We start from the raw sequence: 18,023 nt of genomic DNA, 5'->3' as shown, positions 1-18,023 counted from the left end.
GGAACCCGTGCGACCACGGCGAATCGGGCGTAAACGGCAACGCTGGAGAAGTAGCGGGTCGACCGCCGGTGTGAAACTCCCTGTACCTCGCTCCAAGCGGAAGGCAGGGTGGCATGACGAATTCCACGGTACTCCTCCTTTTTCCCATCACCGTGGCCGTGATCATGCTGGGGCTCGGCCTGACGTTGACCTTGGAGGACTTCCGCCGGGTGGTGAGGTACCCGCGGGCGATGGTGGTCTGCCTGGTCTGCCAGATGGTGGTGCTGCCCGCGATCTGCCTCGGTCTCGTGGTCGCGTTCAACCTCCGGCCCGAGTTGGCGATCGGCATGATGCTGCTCGCCGCGTCGCCGGGCGGCAGCACGGCCAGCCTCTACAGCCACCTGTTCAAGGGCGACGTGGCGCTCAACATCTCGTTGACGGCGGTCAACTCGGTGCTGGCGATGTTCACCCTGCCGCTGATCGTCAACCTGTCGGTCGCGGGCTTCATCGGCGCGGACAGCTCGATCGGCCTGCAGTTCGACAAGGTCCTCCAGGTGTTCGCGATCGTGCTGATCCCGATCGCGATCGGCATGGCGGTGCGCGCGAAGTTCTCCGCCTTCGCCATCCGCATGGAACGGCCGGTCAAGATCCTCTCGGTGGTCGTCCTGATCATCATGATCACCAGCGTGATCGCGGGCCTCGGCGAGGAGGTCTTCGCCATCCTCGGTGAGATCATCGTCGTGGTGGTGCTGTTCAACCTGCTCGGCATGGCGATCGGGTACTTCGGGCCGCGCCTGATGAAGGTCGGCCCGCGCGAGTCGACCGCCTCCGCGTTCGAGATCGGCCTGCACAACGGCCCGCTGGCGATCGGCATCGCGATGAGCCCGTCGCTGCTCAACAACACGGTGATGGCCATGCCGCCGGTGACCTACGGGTTCGTCATGTTCTTCACCGCCTTGGTCTTCGGCCTCGTCGTGGCCCGCCGCACGTCGGCTGCGACCGCCGACCGCGAGGTGACGCCGAGCGGGACGTGACCCATCGGCCGAAGCCCCCGCGCCCGCACCGGGTCCCGCGCACGACGCGGCCGGTGCGGGCATCGGCTTTCCGCCGCCTCACCCGCCGTGGCGGCGGTCGCCCGCGACGAGTTCGGCGACCCGTGCCTCGGACTCGTGGGAGAACGGGCCCCGGTGTGCCTCGACGGCGAGGCGGGTCTCCTCCGCGATCAGGTCGGCGTTGATCTGGGCGCCGGCCGTGGCGCCCGCCGCGGCGGCGGCGCCGACCTGCGCGGACAGGTCGGTGACGTTGCCCGCGACCCACACGCCGGGCACGTCGGTGCGGCCGAACGCGTCGGCGGGGACGTGCTCGCCCATCCCGGACGGGTGCGCGACGGGTTCGAGCCCCAGCGCGGCCAGGAAACCGGCGCGCGCCACCATCCGCGACGCGACCGCGACCACTTCCCGGCCCACCGTGCGGCCGTCGGCGAGCCGCACGCCGACGATGCGGTCGCCGGCGATCTCCAGGGCCGCGACCTCGCCCGCCACGACGTCGACGCCGCGCGCGGCCAGCTGCTCGGCCTGCTCGGCGGTCGGCGGCTGCGTGTGGGAGAAGAACGTGACGTCGGCGCTCAGCTGCCGGAACATCAACGCCTGGTGCACCGCCATCGGCCCGCTCGCCAACACGCCGATCGCCTGGTCGCGGACCTCCCAGCCGTGGCAGTACGCGCAGTGCACCACGTCGCGGCCCCAGCGCTCGCGCAGCCCCGGCACGTCCGGCAGCTCGTCCACCAGGCCCGTGGTCACCAGCAGCCGGCGGGCCCGGACCGCGCGGCCGTCGGCCAGCGCCACCGCGAACCCGTCGCCGGCACGCGTCACGGCGTCGACCTCGCCGGTCACCACGTGGCCGCCGTAACCCCGGACCTCCTCCCGGCCGCGGGCCACCAGCTCGGCCGGCGGCATCCCGTCCCTGGCCAGCAGCCCGTGCACGCCGTCGGCCGGCGCGTTGCGCGGCGACCCGGCGTCGATCACGACCACCGACCGCCGCGACCGCGCCAGCATCAGGGCGCCGTTGAGCCCGGCGGCCCCACCGCCGACCACTGCCACGTCATAGCTGTCACTCAGCTGAAAGGTCATCGCGACCACCTCCACGACCACCATGCGTGCGAGGTCGACGGATCGGCAAACCTTGTTGCCGTTTCCGCAACAGGCCGGCCCCCGGCTCCCACCGGGCCAGCCTGCCGTCAGCTCAGAAGTCGACCGTCGCGCAGCCGAGCCGGGGACCGGCGGTGCCCGCCTTGCCCGGTTCGGTGGCCGTGCGCTGGGCGTGGATCAGACCGAGCCCGCCCGGCGGTCGGCGAACCGCCACGGCACGACCGCGCCGACCACCGCGCGGCCGCGGTCGTCGGTGGTGAAGTCGAGCCAGAGCTCGTTCTCGGGGTTGGCGTAGGCCGGGTCCACCGACGGCTGGTTCGGGTCGACCACGTGCTGGTGGTGCGCGCCGGCGTCGGTGGGCGCCGCGCCGCACGGCCGTTGGTGCGCGTGCGCGCCGTAGGTCCGGTTCGGCACCAGGCCGTAGACGCTGAGCAGGGTTTTCGTGGCACGGCGCACCGGGGTGGCCACGACCATCACGGCCGCGCCGGGCGCGATCAGCGCCGGGTCGTAGGTGTAGGCCTTGGTCGCGGCGTCGGGGGTGGCGAAGCGGGCCACCGTCACCGCGACTCCGGAGCCCCGGGTGCTCTCCGCGGACGCCATCGGCGTCACCGCTGTCGCGAGCAATCCGCCGATGACCAGGGGGATCAGACGTTTCACACTTCTGCCTTCCGTAGGACAAGGCGGCGGCCCATCCGAAATTAGCACCGATCGTCATGGGCCGGGTTCACCGTAAGACCCTCGTAATTCGGGGGCGGTGGGCGGTTCACCTCGTCCACACTGGACGACGTGCTGCTCACCCTGACCACGACCCACCGCCCGGCCACCGACCTCAGCCACCTCCTGCACAAACATCCCGATCGGGCGCAGTCGTTCACCACTTCCTCCGGCACCGCGCACGTCTTCTACCCGCGCGCGGACGAGGAGGAGTGCACGGTCGCGCTCCTGCTGGAGGTCGACCCGGTCGCGCTGGTGCGCGGTCCCGGCAGCACGCTCACCCAGTACGTCAACGACCGCCCGTACGTGGCCGGCTCGCTGCTGACGGTCGCGCTCGGCTCGGTGTTCCGCACCGCGATGAACGGCCGCAGCCAGAGCCGCGCGGACGTGGCAGCCACCCCGATCCCGCTCACCGTGCGCGTGCCCGTCCTGCCGCACCGCCTGGTCGACCAGCTCTTCACGCCGTTGGGCTGGACCACGCACATCACGCCCCTCCCGCTCGGCGACGGCGACGACTCGCGGTACGCCGACGTCACCCTCACCGGCACGCTCACGCTGTCCGAAGCCCTGAAGCACCTGTACGTCCTGCTGCCCGTCCTCGACGGCGACAAGCACTACTGGGTCTCCGAGGACGAGGTGGACAAGCTGCTGCGCGCGGGGGAGGGGTGGCTCGGCGCGCACCCCGACCGCGAGCTGATCACCACCCGGTACCTGATGCGCCGCCGCCCGCTGGTGCGGTCCGCGCTGGCCCGCCTGGCCGACGTCGAGGAGGTCGAGCCGGAGGAGCTGGACAACGCGCTCGTCGAGCCGAAGATGTCGCTGGCCGTGCAGCGCCGCGAGGCGATCGTCGAGCAGCTCAAGCAGGTCGGCGCGCGTTCCGTGCTCGACCTGGGTTGCGGCGGTGGCGCGTTGCTGCGCGCCCTGCTCGAAGACCCCGGCTTCACCCGCATCCAGGGCGTGGACGTGTCCGCGAACGCCCTGGCCACGGCCGCGCGCAAGCTGAACGTGGACAAGATGTCGGATCGTCAGCGCGCCCGGCTCACGTTGCGCCAGTCGTCGCTGACCTACGCCGACCCGGACCTGAAGGGCTACGACGCCGCCGTGCTGATGGAGGTGGTGGAACACCTCGACCCGGACCGCCTGCCCGCGTTGGAGCACTCGGTGTTCGTCGTCGCACGGCCGCGCACGGTCCTGGTCACCACGCCGAACGTCGAGTACAACGCGCTGTTCGAGACGCTGCCGGAAGGGCGGCACCGGCACTCCGACCACCGCTTCGAGTGGACCAGGGCCGAGTTCGCGGACTGGGCGGACGGCGTCGCGCACCGCCGTGGCTACACCGTGACCCACCTGCCGATCGGACCGGTGGATCCCGAGCGCGGCGCGCCGACCCAGCTCGCCGTCTTCACCCTCGTCGAGCACAGCAGCGTGGAGGACTGATGGACCTCAAGATCCCGGACCTCTGCCTCGTGGTGCTGATCGGCGCTTCCGGCTCGGGCAAGTCCACGTTCGCGCGCAGGCACTTCCTGCCGACGCAGGTGCTGTCCAGCGACTACTTCCGCGGCCTGGTCGCGGACGACGAGAACGACCAGTCGGCGTCCGCCGCGGCGTTCGAGACGCTGCACTTCGTGGCGGGCAAGCGCCTGGACGCGGGCCGCACGACCGTGGTCGACGCGACGAACGTGCAGCGGTCCGACCGCGCGCAGCTGATCGAGCTGGCCCGTGAGCACAACGTGCTGCCGGTCGCGATCGTGCTGGACCTGCCGGAGGAGGTCTGCCTGGCCCGCAACGCCTCCCGGCCGGACCGCGACTTCGGCGCGCACGTCGTGCGCCGGCACCGCACCGCGTTGCGCAAGTCGTTGAAGCACCTCGGCAAGGAGGGCTTCAAGCGGGTGCACGTGCTGCACTCGCAGTCCGAAGTGGACGAAGCGGTCGTCGTGCCGGAGCGGCTGCTGAACGACCTGCGGCACGAGACCGGGCCGTTCGACGTGATCGGCGACGTGCACGGCTGCCGCGCGGAGCTGGAGGACCTGCTGGTCAAGCTCGGCTACGCGCTGGTGCGCGACGACGAGGGACGTCCGGTGGACGCCGTGCCACCGGCGGGGCGGCGCGCGGCGTTCGTCGGCGACCTGGTCGACCGCGGCCCGGACACGCCCGGCGTGCTGCGCCTGGTGATGGGCATGGTCGAGGCCGGGCACGCGTTCGCCGTGTGCGGCAACCACGAGCAGAAGCTGGTGCGCGCCCTGCGCGGGCGCAACGTGCAGGTCAAGCACGGTCTCGCGGAGTCGCTGGCGCAGCTCGCGGCCGAGCCGGAGGAGTTCCGCGAGCGCGCCGTGCGGTTCTGCGACGGCCTGATCGCGCACTACGTGCTCGACGGCGGAGACCTGGTGATCGCGCACGCCGGCCTGCCGGAGAAGTTCCACGGCCGCGCGTCGGCCCGCGTGCGCAGCTTCGCGCTGTACGGCGACACCACCGGGGAGACCGACGAGTACGGCCTGCCGGTGCGCTACCCGTGGGCGACGGAGTACCGCGGCAAGGCGACCGTGCTCTACGGGCACACGCCGACTCCCGAGGTCGAGTGGATCAACAACACGATGTGCCTGGACACCGGTGTGGTGTTCGGCGGCAGGCTCACCGCGTTGCGCTACCCGGAGCGCGAGGTCGTGGCGGTCGACGCGCACGAGGTCTGGTACGAGCCGGTGCGCCCGCTCGTCGTGCCCGAGGCGGAACGGGAGCCGGACGTGCTCGCGCTGTCCGACGTCACCGGCCGCCGGTTCGTCGAGACGGCGCACCGGGGTCGCATCGGGGTGCGCCCGGAGCAGGCCGCGTCGGCGCTGGAGGTGATGAGCCGCTTCGCGATCGACCCGCACGCGCTGCTGTACCTGCCGCCGACGATGGCGCCGACGGCCACCTCGCAGCGGCCGGACGTGCTGGAACACCCGGAGGACGCGTTCGTGGAGTACCGGAGCGCGGGCGTGCGCCAGGTGATCTGCGAGGAGAAGCACATGGGGTCGCGCGCGGTGGTCCTGGTGCGCAAGGACGACGGCGGTGTGATCCACACGCGGACCGGCCGCGCGTTCTTCGACCCGCCGTCGGGCGAGGAACTGCTGGCACGCGTGCGCGAGGAGGTGACCAGGGCCGGGCTGTGGGAAGAGTTCGACACCGACTGGCTGCTGCTCGACGCCGAGCTGCTGCCGTGGAACGCCAAGGCGGCCGGGCTGATCAGGGAGCAGTACGCCTCGGTCGGCGCGGCGGCCACGGGCGCCCTCGGCGTGGCGGTGGACGTGCTCGCGCGGACCGCCTCGCGGGGCGTCGACGTCGGCGAACTGCTGGCCCGCACGGAGAGCAGGAGGGCGAACGCCACCGGCTACCGCGACGCCTACCTGCGGTACGTGCGGCCGACCGACGGGCTGGCGGGCGTCACGATCGCGCCGTTCCAGCTGCTCGCCGCCCGCGGCAGGACGTTCCACGACCGCGACCACCTGTGGCACCTGGACGTGCTGGGACGCCTGGAAGGGGACCTCTTCACCCGCACCCGGCACCTGGTCGTCGACACGGCGGACGACGAGCAGGTCGCCGCCGGCATCCGCTGGTGGGAGGACCTGACCGCGGCCGGCGGCGAGGGCATGGTCGTCAAGCCGCTGGCGAACCTCGTGCGCGGCGACCGCGGCCTGGTGCAGCCGGGCGTGAAGGTGCGCGGGCGCGAGTACCTGCGGATCATCTACGGCCCGGACTACACCGAGCCGGAGAACCTGGAACGCCTGCGCAAGCGCGGCCTCGGCGCGAAGCGGTCGCTGGCGATCCGCGAGTACGCGCTCGGCCTGGAGGCGTTGGAACGCGTCGCCCGCGACGAGCCGCTGTGGCGCGTGCACGAGTGCGTGTTCGCCGTGCTGGCGCTGGAGTCGGAGCCGGTCGACCCCAGGCTCTGAGGCGTCACGTGGTGCTGGGCAGCCGACCGAGCCGCCACCCGGCGGTTGCCCAGCACACGCCCCAGACCAGGAAGAACGGCGACCACAGCAGCAGTCCCACCACGCGAGGTCGCGGGCCAGGGCGGTGTGCTCGGCCGGCGGCTGGTCGACGCCGGTCAGCACGAGCGCGTCGCCGACGAAGCCGAAACCCACCACTCCAGGGCGTAGGCCTCGGTGTCGGCGGCCGACACGAGAGGGCCGCCCGGGATGCCGAGCCGGGACTGCGCGGCGAACACGGCCTTGCCCACCGCGTAGGCGAGGAACACGATGGTCAAGGCGTACGCCGGCCGGCGACGTCGGCGATCGGTGTCAACCATGGTCCGACGACAAGGCCGCGCGGACCGTGCCCATTCCCCATCATGAGGAATGCGCGGTTTCCCGCGAGTGGCTTCTCAGCCGGACGGCGCGGACGATCGGGTACCCGGCCGCGACCAGCGCCGACACCGCCGGGAGCGGCACGCCGAGCAGGTTCTGGCCGAGCGCGTAGTCGAACGCGGGCACGGCGAGGCACAGCGCGAAACCCCACGGCGGCGCGGTCTTCGGCTTCCGGGGAGCCGCCCACGGCGTCCGCTTGAACGGCTTGGCCACCGACAACCACACCTGGCACGCGAGCGCCGACGCCATCAGCAGCGAGCCGACGCGCAGGAGCAGCGGCGAGCCGCCCGGGTGCAGGTTCGGGCTGAGCACGAAGATCCCCGCGTACAGCTGGCTGAACGTGATCGCGACCTTCGCGAGCACCCACCAGTGCCGGAAGTAGCCCCACGCGGTGAGGCCGGACAGCATCAGCCCGCTGAACGCCGACGTGGTGGCCATGAACTGGAGCACCTGCACGTCGAGCAGCGTCGCCACCTCGAACGCAACCAGCCGTCCGGGCGTGGTCAGCGCGTGGTTCACCACCACGAACAACGCCAACGCCATCATCATCCAGCCCGTGGACGACACGACGTGCAACCAGACCAGCAACTTCCGGCTCATGACCAACCCCCATTAGTAGCCGCACTACGTATAGTACGGCTACTAGTGGGGTGGGTGGCTCAGACCCGGCAGGGGCTGCCGCCGGGCTCGCCCGGCAACGCCTCCACGTTGGCCTTCGCCTCACCGAGCACCACGTCGGTCAGCAGGGTGTCCAGTGCGAACGCCCGCTGCACCACGCTGCTCGACGTGGTCGTGGTGCTGTTGAGCTGCAACGAGCCGATCACCAGCGGGATGGTCAGCGGCGCGCTGCCCACGTTCACCTGCACCCCGTTGATCCGCAGGCTCGCGATCTGCGACGAACCGGCGAACTGCGGGTTCAGGTTCGCGTCGCACGTCACCGACGCGGTCGCCTGGATGACGCCCACCTCGATGGTCACCAGCAGGCTGCTGATCCGCGTGTAGTCGACCCGGGCGTTGGACACCGCGCCGTCGCCGGGAGCCGGCGGCAGGGCGAGCAGGTCGTCCGGTGTCTGCTCGGTGCTCGCGGTCAACGCGTTGGCCCGCACGGTGAGGATGCCCGCCGACAGGTTCACGTTCGCCACGTTGGCGTAGTCGTCGACGCACGGCACGTCCGGCGGGTTGGCCCGCGCCACCACGATCCCGGCCAGGTTCAGCGCGGTCGCCTGGCAGGAGAACACGCCGGTCCGCTCGGAGGTCGTGATCCGCAGGTCCGACAGCACCGGCGTGTCGCCGGACGGGCTCGCGGTCAACGTCGCCCGAACCTCGATGTAGCGGCCGACCCGGGCGAACTCCACCCCGTTCGACACCGGCGCGAACGCCTCGCCGGCCAGCCCCGCCTCGGTGTCGGACGTGCGCGCCTCGACCGTGATCGAGGTGCCCGCCGGGACGCTGCCCTGCGCCTCGGTGTTCCAGGTGACCGTGCCCCAGGTCTGCCCCGCGACGCCGCCGTCCTGCACCACCGACCACGTGCCGACCGGCGCGGTGATCTCGCCCAGCACCGACCCCGTCATGTCGCTGTAGTTGTACGGGCCGGCGCCCGCGCCGAGGTCGACGGTCAGGTCGACCGCGCCCACGGCGAACCCGCCGCCGCCGACCGGACCGGCGTCCGGGTCGATGCGCTGGGCGTTGTTGGAGTTGATGTTGGTGACCCACACCTTGCCGTTGGTGTCGACCGCGACGCCGGTCGGGCCGTTGCCGCCGGGCAGGACCACGTTGCCGACGAACGTGCCGTCGGTGCGCAGGTGCCCGACCGTGTTCGTGCCGTTGTCGAGCGCGTGGGCGACCCAGACGTTGCCGTCCATGTCGACCGCGACGCCCTGCGCGCGGTTGTGACCGTGCGGGAAGGAGCCGAGGATGTTGCCCGCCGCGTCCATCTTGACCGTCTGGCCGGAGTTGACGCCGGTGTGCCAGATCTCGCCCGTCTGCGGGTCCATGCCGAGGCCGTAGTCGCCGTGCGAGGTGTCCAGGCACGTGCCCGAGCCGCTGCCCGGCTCGTAGCGCAGCAGGTTGGCGCCGTACCGCGCCGACCACAGCGTGCCCGCCTGGTCCACCAGTCCGCCGTAGCCGCCGCAGGCGAAGCTGACCGGTGCGGTCAGCGGCGAGCCGTCCAGCCCGGAGATCTTCTGGTGCTGGGTGTTCGCGCCGCCGGTCCACAGGTTGTTGTCGGCGTCCACGGCCACCGTGCGGGTGTTCGTGCCCGCCACCCGGCTGTAGGTGATCAGGCACTCGTCGGCCGCCGTGGTGACGCCGCCGTTCGCGTCCGCGCCGCCCGCGTTGGTCCACGGCCGGATGTCACCGAGACCGCGGGAGGTGGCGAACAGGCCGTCGAGGTCGCGGTCGAGGCAGGTGTTGTAGCCGAACGGCCCCTTCAGGTAGTCGCCGGTGGGGTTCGGCGTGCCGTCGGCGTTCGTCCGCGTGCCGCCGCGGATGACGCCGACGCGGGTGACCGACCCGCGTCCGCCGCCGGCCTCGTTGCGGTTGGACAGCCAGGTGTTGCCGAGCTTGTCGACGGTGGTGCGGGACGGGTTGCGCCCCTGGCCGTCCGGCGCGGACAGCCACTCGCCGACGATCTCGCCGGTGTTCACGTCGATGCGGACCATCGTGCCGCGCGCCGAGGCGGCGACGTTGACGTAGGGGAAGAACACGCTCTGGCGGTTGAGCTGGAGCTGGTTGTTGTTCGGGGAGTCGTGGTTGACGTCCTGGAGCACTCCCTGGTCGAAGTCGGCGTCCAGCGTGTAGAGCACGTCTTCGCCGGGAACGGGCGCGGCGGACGCCGACGGCGTGCCGACGAGGGGGAGGAGCAGCGCGCCGACGGCGGCCAGCACTAGGGATCTTCGCGGGTGACGCATGGATCTGCCCTTCTTCGGGGTTCGGCAGTTATTCGGGCATTTCCGTCACGTGACAACCGGGTGTCGAGGGCCGGTCGGAACGCGTTACCGGACCCGGAAATGTGAGTAGACAATTAGGCAAAAATCGGGCCGGACATTCATGCTCTTCCGAGCGGGAACCGTCCGAATGGCCCAACGAGGCGATCCGGGCGGTGACTGTTGACGTTGCGGGCTGGGCCGAACGGGCTAGTTCCTGGGCTGATCCGGGCCGATCCGACCGGTGTCGGCGTTAACCCTGCGGACACCCCCGGACCACCCGGAATTCGTTCACCCGGTCGAACGGGTCTCAGTCCGCCCGGCCGGCTTGACAAGTGCGCGCGAGGTCCCGAATCCTCCGCTGGGCTGACACGTTTTGGTCGTCCGCGAAAAAACCCTTGTCACCCGAGGAAGGTTCGAAACGTGAACCACACCCGAGTCCTGCGGTCGGTAGGCGTCGGCGTCGCCGCGTTGGCGTTGGTCGCGGCCTGCGGCACACCGCCGCCCAAGGACGGCGCCGCCGGCGGCACCCCCGCGGCCACCGCGAAGTCCGCCGCCGAGTTCGGCGGGTTCGACAAGCTCGTCGAGGCCGCGAAGAAGGAGGGCAGGCTCAACGTCATCGCGCTGCCGCCGGACTGGGCCAACTACGGCGAGATGATCAAGGCGTTCGAGGCGGAGTACGGCATCGAGGTCGACTCCGCGCAGCCCGACGCGTCCAGCCAGGACGAGATCAACGCCGCCAAGCAGCTCAAGGGCGGCGACCGCGCGCCGGACGTGTTCGACCTCGGCCTGAACGTGGCGCTGGCCAACAAGGACCTGTTCGCGCCCTACCAGGTGCGGACGTGGGCCGACATCGCCGACGAGCTGAAGGAGCCGTCCGGGCTCTACTACGGCGACTACGGCGGCTTCATGTCCATCGGCTACGACACCACCAAGGTGCCCGCGCCGACCTCCGTCAAGGACCTGCTCAAGCCCGAGTACCAGGGCAAGGTCGCGCTCAACGGCGACCCGACGCAGGCGGGCGCAGCGTTCTCCGGCGTCGTGATGGCCTCGCTGGGCAACGGCGGCTCGGCCGACGACATCGCGCCCGGCGTCGAGTTCTTCAAGCAGCTCAAGGCCGCGGGCAACTTCCTGCCGGTCGACCCGTCGCCGGCGACCATCGAGTCCGGCCAGACGCCCGTCGTGATCGACTGGGACTACACCAACGCCGCGCAGACCGCGAAGCTCGCGGGCAAGGTCGACTGGAAGGTCGTCGTCCCGGCGGACGCGCAGGTCGGCGGCTACTACAACCAGGCGGTCAACAAGGACGCCCCGCACCCGGCCGCCGCGCGCCTGTGGCAGGAGTTCCTGTACTCCGACAAGGGCCAGAACATCTTCCTCAAGGGCCTGTCGCGGCCGGTGCGCATGGACGCGATGACCAAGTCCGGCGCGGTGGACGCGGACGCGGCGGCGAAGCTGCCGAAGACCTCCGGCGAGCAGGTGTTCCCGACCCAGGAGCAGTCGGACAAGGCCAAGCAGGTGCTGGCCTCCACGTGGGCGCAGGCGGTGGGCTGACCGGTGGTCGCACCCGTCACGACCGGGGTCGGGGGAGCCGATCGGGCCTCTCCCGGCCCCGGGCCCGGCCGGAGCTGGTTGGCGTGGCTGGTCGTGGTGCCGTTCCTGGCCTACGTCGGCACGTTCCTGGTCTACCCGACCGCGCTGGTGCTGGCCGGGTCGTTCCAGGGCTCGGACGGCTCGTTCACCCTCGACAACCTGGCCGACCTGACCCGCGGCGTGTACCTGCAGGCGTTCCTGCGCAGCGTGGAGCTGTCCGCGATCACCGCCCTGCTCGGCGCGGTGCTCGGCGCGCTGCTGTCGTGGGCCGTGGCGGCCGGCGAGCCGGAAGGGCCGCTGCGCCGCGTGGTGGTGGCCGGCGCGGGCGTGCTCGCCCAGTTCGGCGGCGTGCCGCTGGCGTTCGCGTTCCTGGCCACGATCGGCTTCCAGGGCTTCGTCACCCAGTTCCTGCGCGACTCGTTCGGCGTCGACCTGTTCGCCACCGGCGCGTGGCTGTTCGAGCTGCCCGGCCTGACCCTGGTCTACACGTTCTTCCAGATCCCGTTGATGGTCATCGTGTTCCTGCCCGCGCTGGACGGCCTGCGCCCGCAGTGGCGCGAGGCGGTGGACAGCCTCGGCGGCTCGTCGTGGACCTACTGGCGGCACGTCGGCGGCCCGATCCTGCTGCCCGCGTTCCTCGGCGCGGCGCTGCTGCTGTTCGCCAACGCGTTCTCCGCCTACGCCACGGCGGCGGCCCTGGTGTCGCAGGGCAGCCCGATCGTGCCGCTGCAGATCCGGGGCTTCCTGACCGGCGAGGTGCTGTTGGGGCAGGAGAACCTGGGCAAGGCGCTCGGCCTGGGCATGGTCGTGGTGGTCGGCGTGGCGATGGGCCTGTACGCGCTGCTGCAACGGAGGTTCGCCCGATGGCAGCGGTGACCAAACCGCGCAGGTCGGCCGGGAGCGCGGTGGCCCGGTTCGCGATCCTGCTGGTGCTCGGGGGCTTCTTCCTGCTGCCGCTGGTCGCGATGGCGGAGTTCTCCACGCGCGGTGCGGGCGGCACGCGCAGCCTCGCGTCGTGGGCGGCGATCGTGGACGACCCGGACCTCGTCGAGGCGATCCTGGTGTCGGTGCAGCTCGCCGTGGCCAGTTCGCTGCTCATGCTGGTGCTGCTGGTGCCGACGATGACGTGGATCAGGCTGCGGCTGCCCGCGCTGCGGCGGCTCGTGGAGTTCCTGTGCCTGCTGCCCGTGGCGATCCCGGCGATCGTGCTCGTGGTGGGCATGGCGCCGCTGTACGCGTGGGTGAACTACTTCCTCGGCGACTCGCCGTTGACGCTGACGTTCGCCTACGCGGTGCTGGTGCTGCCGTTCGCGTACCGGGCGATCGACGCGGGCCTGTCGTCGATCGACCTGAAGACGCTGGCGGAGGCGGCCCGCGGCCTCGGCGCGTCCTGGGGCACGGTGCTGGTGCGGGTCGTGGTGCCCAACATCCGCACCGCGCTGCTCGGCGCGTCCCTGCTGTCGGTGGCGTTGGTGCTCGGCGAGTTCACCATCGCGTCGCTGCTGAACTTCGACACGCTGCAGGTGCGGGTCAACCTGCTCGGCAAGCGCGACGCGGGCGTGTCGATCGCCGTCTCGCTGCTGAGCCTGCTGTTCGCGTTCGCGCTGCTGTTCCTGCTCTCGTTCATCGGCAGGCGACGGCGGGACACCGCCGTCGAGGAAGGCTGATCATGGGGTACCTGCGACTGGACGGGCTGCGCAAGTCGTTCGGCGGCCAGAGCGCGCTCGACGGGCTCGACCTGGAACTCGCCGAGGGCGAGCTGGTCAGCCTGCTCGGGCCGAGCGGCTGCGGCAAGACGACCGCGCTGCGCATCGTCGCCGGGTTCGAGACCGCCGACTCGGGCGCGGTCCTGGTGGACGGCCGCGACATCACCCGCGTGCCCGCGAACAAGCGGGACATGGGCATGGTGTTCCAGGCCTACAGCCTGTTCCCGAACATGACCGTGACGCAGAACGTGGCGTTCGGTCCGCGGCTGCGCAAGGCGCCGGACCGGGCGGGACGGGTCGCCGAGCTGCTGGAGCTGGTCGGGCTCGCGCACCTCGGCAAGCGGTACCCGCACCAGCTGTCCGGCGGCCAGCAGCAACGCGTGGCGCTGGCCCGTGCGCTGGCGATCCGGCCGCGCGTGCTGCTGCTGGACGAGCCGCTGTCCGCGCTGGACGCCAAGGTGCGGGTGAACCTGCGCGACGAGATCCGGCGCATCCAGACCGAGCTGGGCATGACCACGTTGTTCGTCACGCACGACCAGGAGGAGGCGCTGGCCGTCTCCGACCGGGTGGGCGTGATGTCGCAGGGCAGGCTGGAGCAGCTCGACACGCCGGCGGTCGTGTACCGGGAACCAGCGTCGGCGTTCGTGGCGCAGTTCGTCGGGGTGACCAACGCGGTGCACGGCATCGCCGAGGCCGGTGGCGTGCGGCTGGGCGCGTTCCGGCTGGACACCGACGCGGTCGACGGGCTGACCGGCGAGGTCAAGGTGATCGTGCGGCCGGAGGACATCGGCATCGCGCCGCACCGCGGCCAGTCCGACGGCGCGTTGACCGGCAACGTGCTCACCCAGAGCTTCCTCGGGCCGGTGACCAGGCTGTCCGTGCGGCTCGACGGCGGCGACCAGGTCGTGCGGGTCGACCAGCCGTCCAGCCGCGCGGCCGACTTCCCGCCCGGCACGACCGTCGCGCTCGACCTCGGGATCGGCAGGCTGATGGTCGTCGGGGCATGATGCCGGCATGACGACGTTGTACCGGCGGATGACGGCCCGGCGGTCCGATGAGGACCACCGGGTGGCCACGCCGTTGGAGCTGCTGTTCGACCTGAGCTTCGTGGTGGCGGTCGCGTCCGCGGCGGCGAAGCTGCACCACGCGCTGTCGGAGAACCACATCGGCTCCGGTGTGCTCGGCTACCTGCTGGTGTTCTTCGCGATCTGGTGGGGCTGGCTGAACTTCACCTGGTTCGCGTCCGCCTACGACACCGACGACGTGCCGTACCGCCTCACCACCCTGGTGCAGGTCGCGGGCGTGCTGGTGCTGGCGGCGGGCGTGCCCCGGGCGTTCGACCACTCGGACTACACCGTGATCACGCTCGGGTACGTGCTGATGCGGCTGGCGATGGTCGCGCAGTGGCTGCGCGCGTCGCGCGCCGACGCCGAGCGGAAGGTGTGCGCCCGGCGGTACGCCATCGGCATCACGGTGGTGCAGGTCGGCTGGGTCGCGCGGCTGTTCCTGCCCGACGACGTGTTCCTGGTCGGCTTCCTGACGATGGTGGTGGCGGAACTCGCGGTGCCGGTCTGGGCGGAGCGCGCCGGCCAGACGACGTGGCACCCGCACCACGTCGTGGAGCGGTACGGGCTCTTCACGCTGATCGTGCTGGGCGAGTCGATCCTGGCCGCGACCGGCGCGATCGGCGCGGCCCTGGACGCCGGGCACGCGAGCTTCGCGCTGATCTCGCTCGCCGCGGCCGGCCTGGTGATCGTGTTCTCGCTGTGGTGGCTCTACTTCGACTACCCCGCGCACCACCTGCTCGACACCCTGCCGCGGGCGATCACCTGGGGTTACGGCCATTACCTGGTGTTCGCCTCGGTGGCGGCGGTCGGTGCGGGACTCGAAGTCTCCGTCGACTACGACCTGCACGTCGCGCACCTGCCGACGTTGGCCGCGGGGCTGACCACCACGGTGCCGGTGGCGGTGTTCCTGGTCGTCGTGTGGGCGCTCCAGGTCCGTCCCGCCCGACGCGGACCGGCGCTCTGGGGGTTCCCGGTCGCCGCCGTGCTCGTGCTCGCGATGACGTTCACGCCCGCGCCGATCCACGCGGTGGCGGTCGTGCTCGCGGCGCTCGTCGCGGTGGTGATCTCCGGCCGGCGCGGCGCTACGGACGGCGCAATTTCGTCAACTTGAGCCGTTCGGCGTCGGACAAGGCCGAATCGGTCAGCACGCGCACCCCCTGTGCGCCGATCGGCTGGCCGTTCACGGAAGTCACCCAATTGGTCGGCACATCGGTGAACAAGGTGACTTCCGGCGTGTCGGCGAAATGGCCGTAACCCAATACCGTCGACCGGCTCACGCTCGGGCCGTTCAGCACCACGTAATCCTGGTCGGCCGGCGCCGGATCGGTCACCCACGGCACCTCGTCGCCCAGCGTCCAGCCGCCGACGCCGCCGTAGCGCAGCAGGAACGTGCGCGCGTGGTGGATGGTGACCACGTAGTGGTGGTCGCAGTCCGGGTCGACGGGCACGGGCGTGCGGGTGAAGTTCAGGCCGTAGGACACGCCGGCCGCGCGCACGGTGCGGGAGAACGCCGCCAGGTCGCCGCCGCCGGTGCTGATCTGCCGCGACAGCGCCGACCACGCGCCGGTGGCCGTCTGGTTCGGCAGGCGAGCACCCGGCCACGGGTCGCGAATGGTCATGCCGCCCCAGATGAGGCGCACGGCAGGGGCCGGCCAGACATTGCCGCGCTCACCCCGGTAGAGGGTCATGTCCGGCATGGGAAATACTCCTCGCGAGGAATTCGTGAAGAGGAATCGGTTTTGATACTACGCGGAGTAGGAGCGAGCGCGAACGAATTCACCGGCAAGGAGTACCGGGCCGCGATAGTGCGGTGTTAAAAGGGGGAATATGCAGTGTGCGTGGCCGTCGGGCGAACGAAGGGGCCCGCCGCTGGTGCGCGGCGGGCCCCTCCTGGTGTCACGACGGTCGGACCGTCCGGGCTAGCGCGGGAACAGGTCCCGGTACGAGCCCTGCGTCTGCACGTTCAACTCGCCGACGCGGACGAGCTTCGCCGTCGCCGTCCGCGGGTCGCGGATGTCGAGGACGTCGAAGCCCTTGGCCATGTCGTTCGAGAAGATGTAGCCGTTGTAGTAGTACGCCGACCACGAGCCGCCGCCGGCGCCGTTGGGCAGCGGGCCGCGCTCGAACCAGCCGATCTCCTTGGGGTTGCGGGAGTCGGTGAAGTCCCAGACCGAGATGCCGCCCTGGTACCACGCCTGCACCATGATGTCGCGACCCTGCACGGGGATCAGCGAACCGTTGTGCGCCACGCAGTTCTCCGTGTCGCCCTGGGTCCGGGAGATCTTGTAGTACGAGCGGAACTCCAGCTCACGAGCGTCACCGTGGCCGGTGATGTCGTAGATGCCGTCCGCACCGCGGGTCGGGCCGATCTTCTCGTTGCAGGTCGGCGCGCCGCCGCCGCCGAGCTCGTCGGTGAAGACGACCTTGGTGCCGGCGTTGTTGAAGGTGGCCGAGTGCCAGAACGCGAAGTTCACGTTGTCCTGGACGCGGCTGATCTCGCGGGGCTTCTCCCGGTCGGAGATGTCCCACAGCACGCCGTCACCCATGCAGGCGCCGGCCGCGAGGTCCTTCGACGGGTACACGGTGATGTCGTGGCAGCCCGAGGTGGCGCGGACGTAGCCGTCCTCGATCGTGCCGTCACGGCCGGGGTTGCCGCCGTCCGGGAACAGCACCGTCTCCGAGAGCAGCGAGGCCGCCGCCGGGTTCTTGAGCGGCACCTTGACGATGCTGATCAGGTCGTGCGGCGTCTTGCAGTCCGGGAACGTGTCGTTGGGGCCGTAGGACGAGACGTAGAGGTAGGCGTCCTTGCCCTTCTTGTCCGGCACCAGCGTGTGCGTGTGCGAACCGCACTTGGTCTCGACCGCGGCGACGTACTTCGGGTTCTTCTTGTCGCTGATGTCGAAGACCTTGATGCCCTCCCACGCGTCCTTGTTGGTCGCGGCGAGCGGCGTGCTGGCGCAGGAGTTGTCGCTGCGCGAGGAGTCGGTGGACAGGAAGAGCAGGTTGTCCTTGACCGAGATGTCGTTCTGCGAGCCCGGGCACCACACCGTGCTCACGATGGACGGCTTGTGCGGGTTGCGCACGTCGTAGATGACGAAGCCGTCGTAGTTGCCGCTGTACGCGTAGCCGTTCTGGAACGCCAGGTCGGACCACGTGGACGAGGTGGTGAACGGCGCCGGCTTCGGCAGGTTCGCCAGGTGCTTGACGTTGCGGCTGTTGCGGATCTCGTCGACGCCGGGAATGCCGGCGACCGGCTGCTCCTGGCTCGACAACTGGGTCTCGGACAGTCCGGCCAGGTCGGCGTCGTCCGGCGCGGCGGTCGCCTGAGGCGCCCAGGCCACGACCGACAGGCTCAGCGCGAACGCCCCCAAGACCGCGGCCGGCGTTCTGCGTCGGCGGGTCAAATCGCGTACATCCACTTCAGGTTCCCCTTCCAACCCACTGCAGGGCCCGCAGTATCACCCCTTCGCATGGCTAAGTACCAGACCCGATCGTCGGGAATTTCTGGCTTCCGGCTGGTGGAACGGCCGGGTACGTTGGCGGCCGACCGGAG

At 70.9% G+C, this 18,023-nt stretch carries 15 protein-coding genes; 8 read left to right on the top strand and 7 right to left on the bottom strand.

The window, feature by feature from the left end; genetic code table 11:
• Window positions 1-113 precede the first annotated feature (113 nt).
• Window positions 114-1,013, top strand: coding sequence for a bile acid:sodium symporter family protein (locus tag ADK67_RS20680; protein WP_053718101.1), 900 nt, complete (start codon window positions 114-116; stop codon window positions 1,011-1,013).
• A 78-nt stretch (window positions 1,014-1,091) separates the two neighbouring features.
• On the opposite strand, the gene ADK67_RS20675 is transcribed toward ADK67_RS20680, so the two are convergent.
• Both ADK67_RS20675 and ADK67_RS20670 read right to left on the bottom strand, forming a co-directional pair.
• Window positions 1,092-2,108, bottom strand: a complete 1,017-nt coding sequence (locus ADK67_RS20675) for an NAD(P)/FAD-dependent oxidoreductase (RefSeq protein ID WP_053718153.1) — start codon at window positions 2,106-2,108, stop codon at window positions 1,092-1,094.
• A gap of 195 nt (window positions 2,109-2,303) precedes the next feature.
• Window positions 2,304-2,783 carry a superoxide dismutase gene (locus ADK67_RS20670; protein WP_197289540.1) on the bottom strand — a complete coding sequence of 160 codons (480 nt, stop codon included), beginning with the start codon at window positions 2,781-2,783 and terminating at the stop codon, window positions 2,304-2,306.
• Between the two features lie 129 nt (window positions 2,784-2,912).
• Here ADK67_RS20670 and ADK67_RS20665 point away from each other — a divergent pair, with 129 nt between their 5' ends.
• Window positions 2,913-4,277, top strand: coding sequence for a 3' terminal RNA ribose 2'-O-methyltransferase Hen1 (locus ADK67_RS20665; RefSeq protein ID WP_053718100.1), 1,365 nt, complete (start codon window positions 2,913-2,915; stop codon window positions 4,275-4,277).
• Window positions 4,277-6,766: a polynucleotide kinase-phosphatase gene (locus tag ADK67_RS20660; protein WP_053718099.1), complete on the top strand. Its 2,490-nt coding sequence runs from the start codon at window positions 4,277-4,279 to the stop codon at window positions 6,764-6,766. Before ADK67_RS20665 ends, ADK67_RS20660 begins: the two co-directional genes overlap by 1 nt.
• Window positions 6,767-6,921: 155 nt before the next feature.
• On the opposite strand, the gene ADK67_RS51060 is transcribed toward ADK67_RS20660, so the two are convergent.
• The 3 genes from ADK67_RS51060 to ADK67_RS20650 are packed head-to-tail and all read right to left on the bottom strand — an operon-like array spanning window position 6,922 to window position 10,089.
• On the bottom strand, window positions 6,922-7,122 hold the full coding sequence (locus ADK67_RS51060) for a hypothetical protein (protein WP_157620655.1): 201 nt from the start codon (window positions 7,120-7,122) through the stop codon (window positions 6,922-6,924).
• Window positions 7,123-7,162: 40 nt separating this feature from the next.
• Window positions 7,163-7,780, bottom strand: coding sequence for a hypothetical protein (locus ADK67_RS20655; RefSeq protein WP_053718098.1), 618 nt, complete (start codon window positions 7,778-7,780; stop codon window positions 7,163-7,165).
• A 59-nt stretch (window positions 7,781-7,839) separates the two neighbouring features.
• Window positions 7,840-10,089, bottom strand: a complete 2,250-nt coding sequence (locus ADK67_RS20650) for a hypothetical protein (protein ID WP_197289539.1) — start codon at window positions 10,087-10,089, stop codon at window positions 7,840-7,842.
• Between the two features lie 438 nt (window positions 10,090-10,527).
• Here ADK67_RS20650 and ADK67_RS20645 point away from each other — a divergent pair, with 438 nt between their 5' ends.
• Genes ADK67_RS20645 through ADK67_RS20625 form a run of 5 tightly spaced genes read left to right on the top strand, consistent with a single transcriptional unit; the run spans window position 10,528 to window position 15,581 of the window.
• Entirely contained in the window at window positions 10,528-11,658 is a 1,131-nt protein-coding gene (locus ADK67_RS20645) for an ABC transporter substrate-binding protein (protein ID WP_053718097.1), read from the top strand.
• 3 nt (window positions 11,659-11,661) lie between these two features.
• On the top strand, window positions 11,662-12,573 hold the full coding sequence (locus ADK67_RS20640) for an ABC transporter permease (RefSeq protein WP_053718096.1): 912 nt from the start codon (window positions 11,662-11,664) through the stop codon (window positions 12,571-12,573).
• A complete protein-coding gene (locus ADK67_RS20635; protein WP_053718095.1) occupies window positions 12,561-13,364 on the top strand; it encodes an ABC transporter permease in 804 nt (267 codons plus the stop codon). Before ADK67_RS20640 ends, ADK67_RS20635 begins: the two co-directional genes overlap by 13 nt.
• Window positions 13,365-13,366: 2 nt before the next feature.
• Window positions 13,367-14,410 carry an ABC transporter ATP-binding protein gene (locus ADK67_RS20630; protein ID WP_053718094.1) on the top strand — a complete coding sequence of 348 codons (1,044 nt, stop codon included), beginning with the start codon at window positions 13,367-13,369 and terminating at the stop codon, window positions 14,408-14,410.
• A 7-nt stretch (window positions 14,411-14,417) separates the two neighbouring features.
• A complete protein-coding gene (locus ADK67_RS20625; protein WP_053718093.1) occupies window positions 14,418-15,581 on the top strand; it encodes a low temperature requirement protein A in 1,164 nt (387 codons plus the stop codon).
• On the opposite strand, the gene ADK67_RS20620 is transcribed toward ADK67_RS20625, so the two are convergent.
• Together ADK67_RS20620 and ADK67_RS20615 are read right to left on the bottom strand one after the other, a co-directional pair.
• A complete protein-coding gene (locus ADK67_RS20620; protein ID WP_053718092.1) occupies window positions 15,553-16,167 on the bottom strand; it encodes a hypothetical protein in 615 nt (204 codons plus the stop codon). The genes ADK67_RS20625 and ADK67_RS20620 overlap by 29 nt on opposite strands.
• Before the next feature lie 222 nt (window positions 16,168-16,389).
• Window positions 16,390-17,820, bottom strand: coding sequence for an LVIVD repeat-containing protein (locus ADK67_RS20615; protein WP_442974175.1), 1,431 nt, complete (start codon window positions 17,818-17,820; stop codon window positions 16,390-16,392).
• Window positions 17,821-18,023: the final 203 nt, after the last annotated feature.

Origin of the sequence: Saccharothrix sp. NRRL B-16348 (genome assembly GCF_001280085.1) — a bacterium.
Lineage (GTDB): Bacteria > Actinomycetota > Actinomycetes > Mycobacteriales > Pseudonocardiaceae > Actinosynnema.
This window is presented reverse-complemented; position numbering and strand designations above follow the sequence as displayed.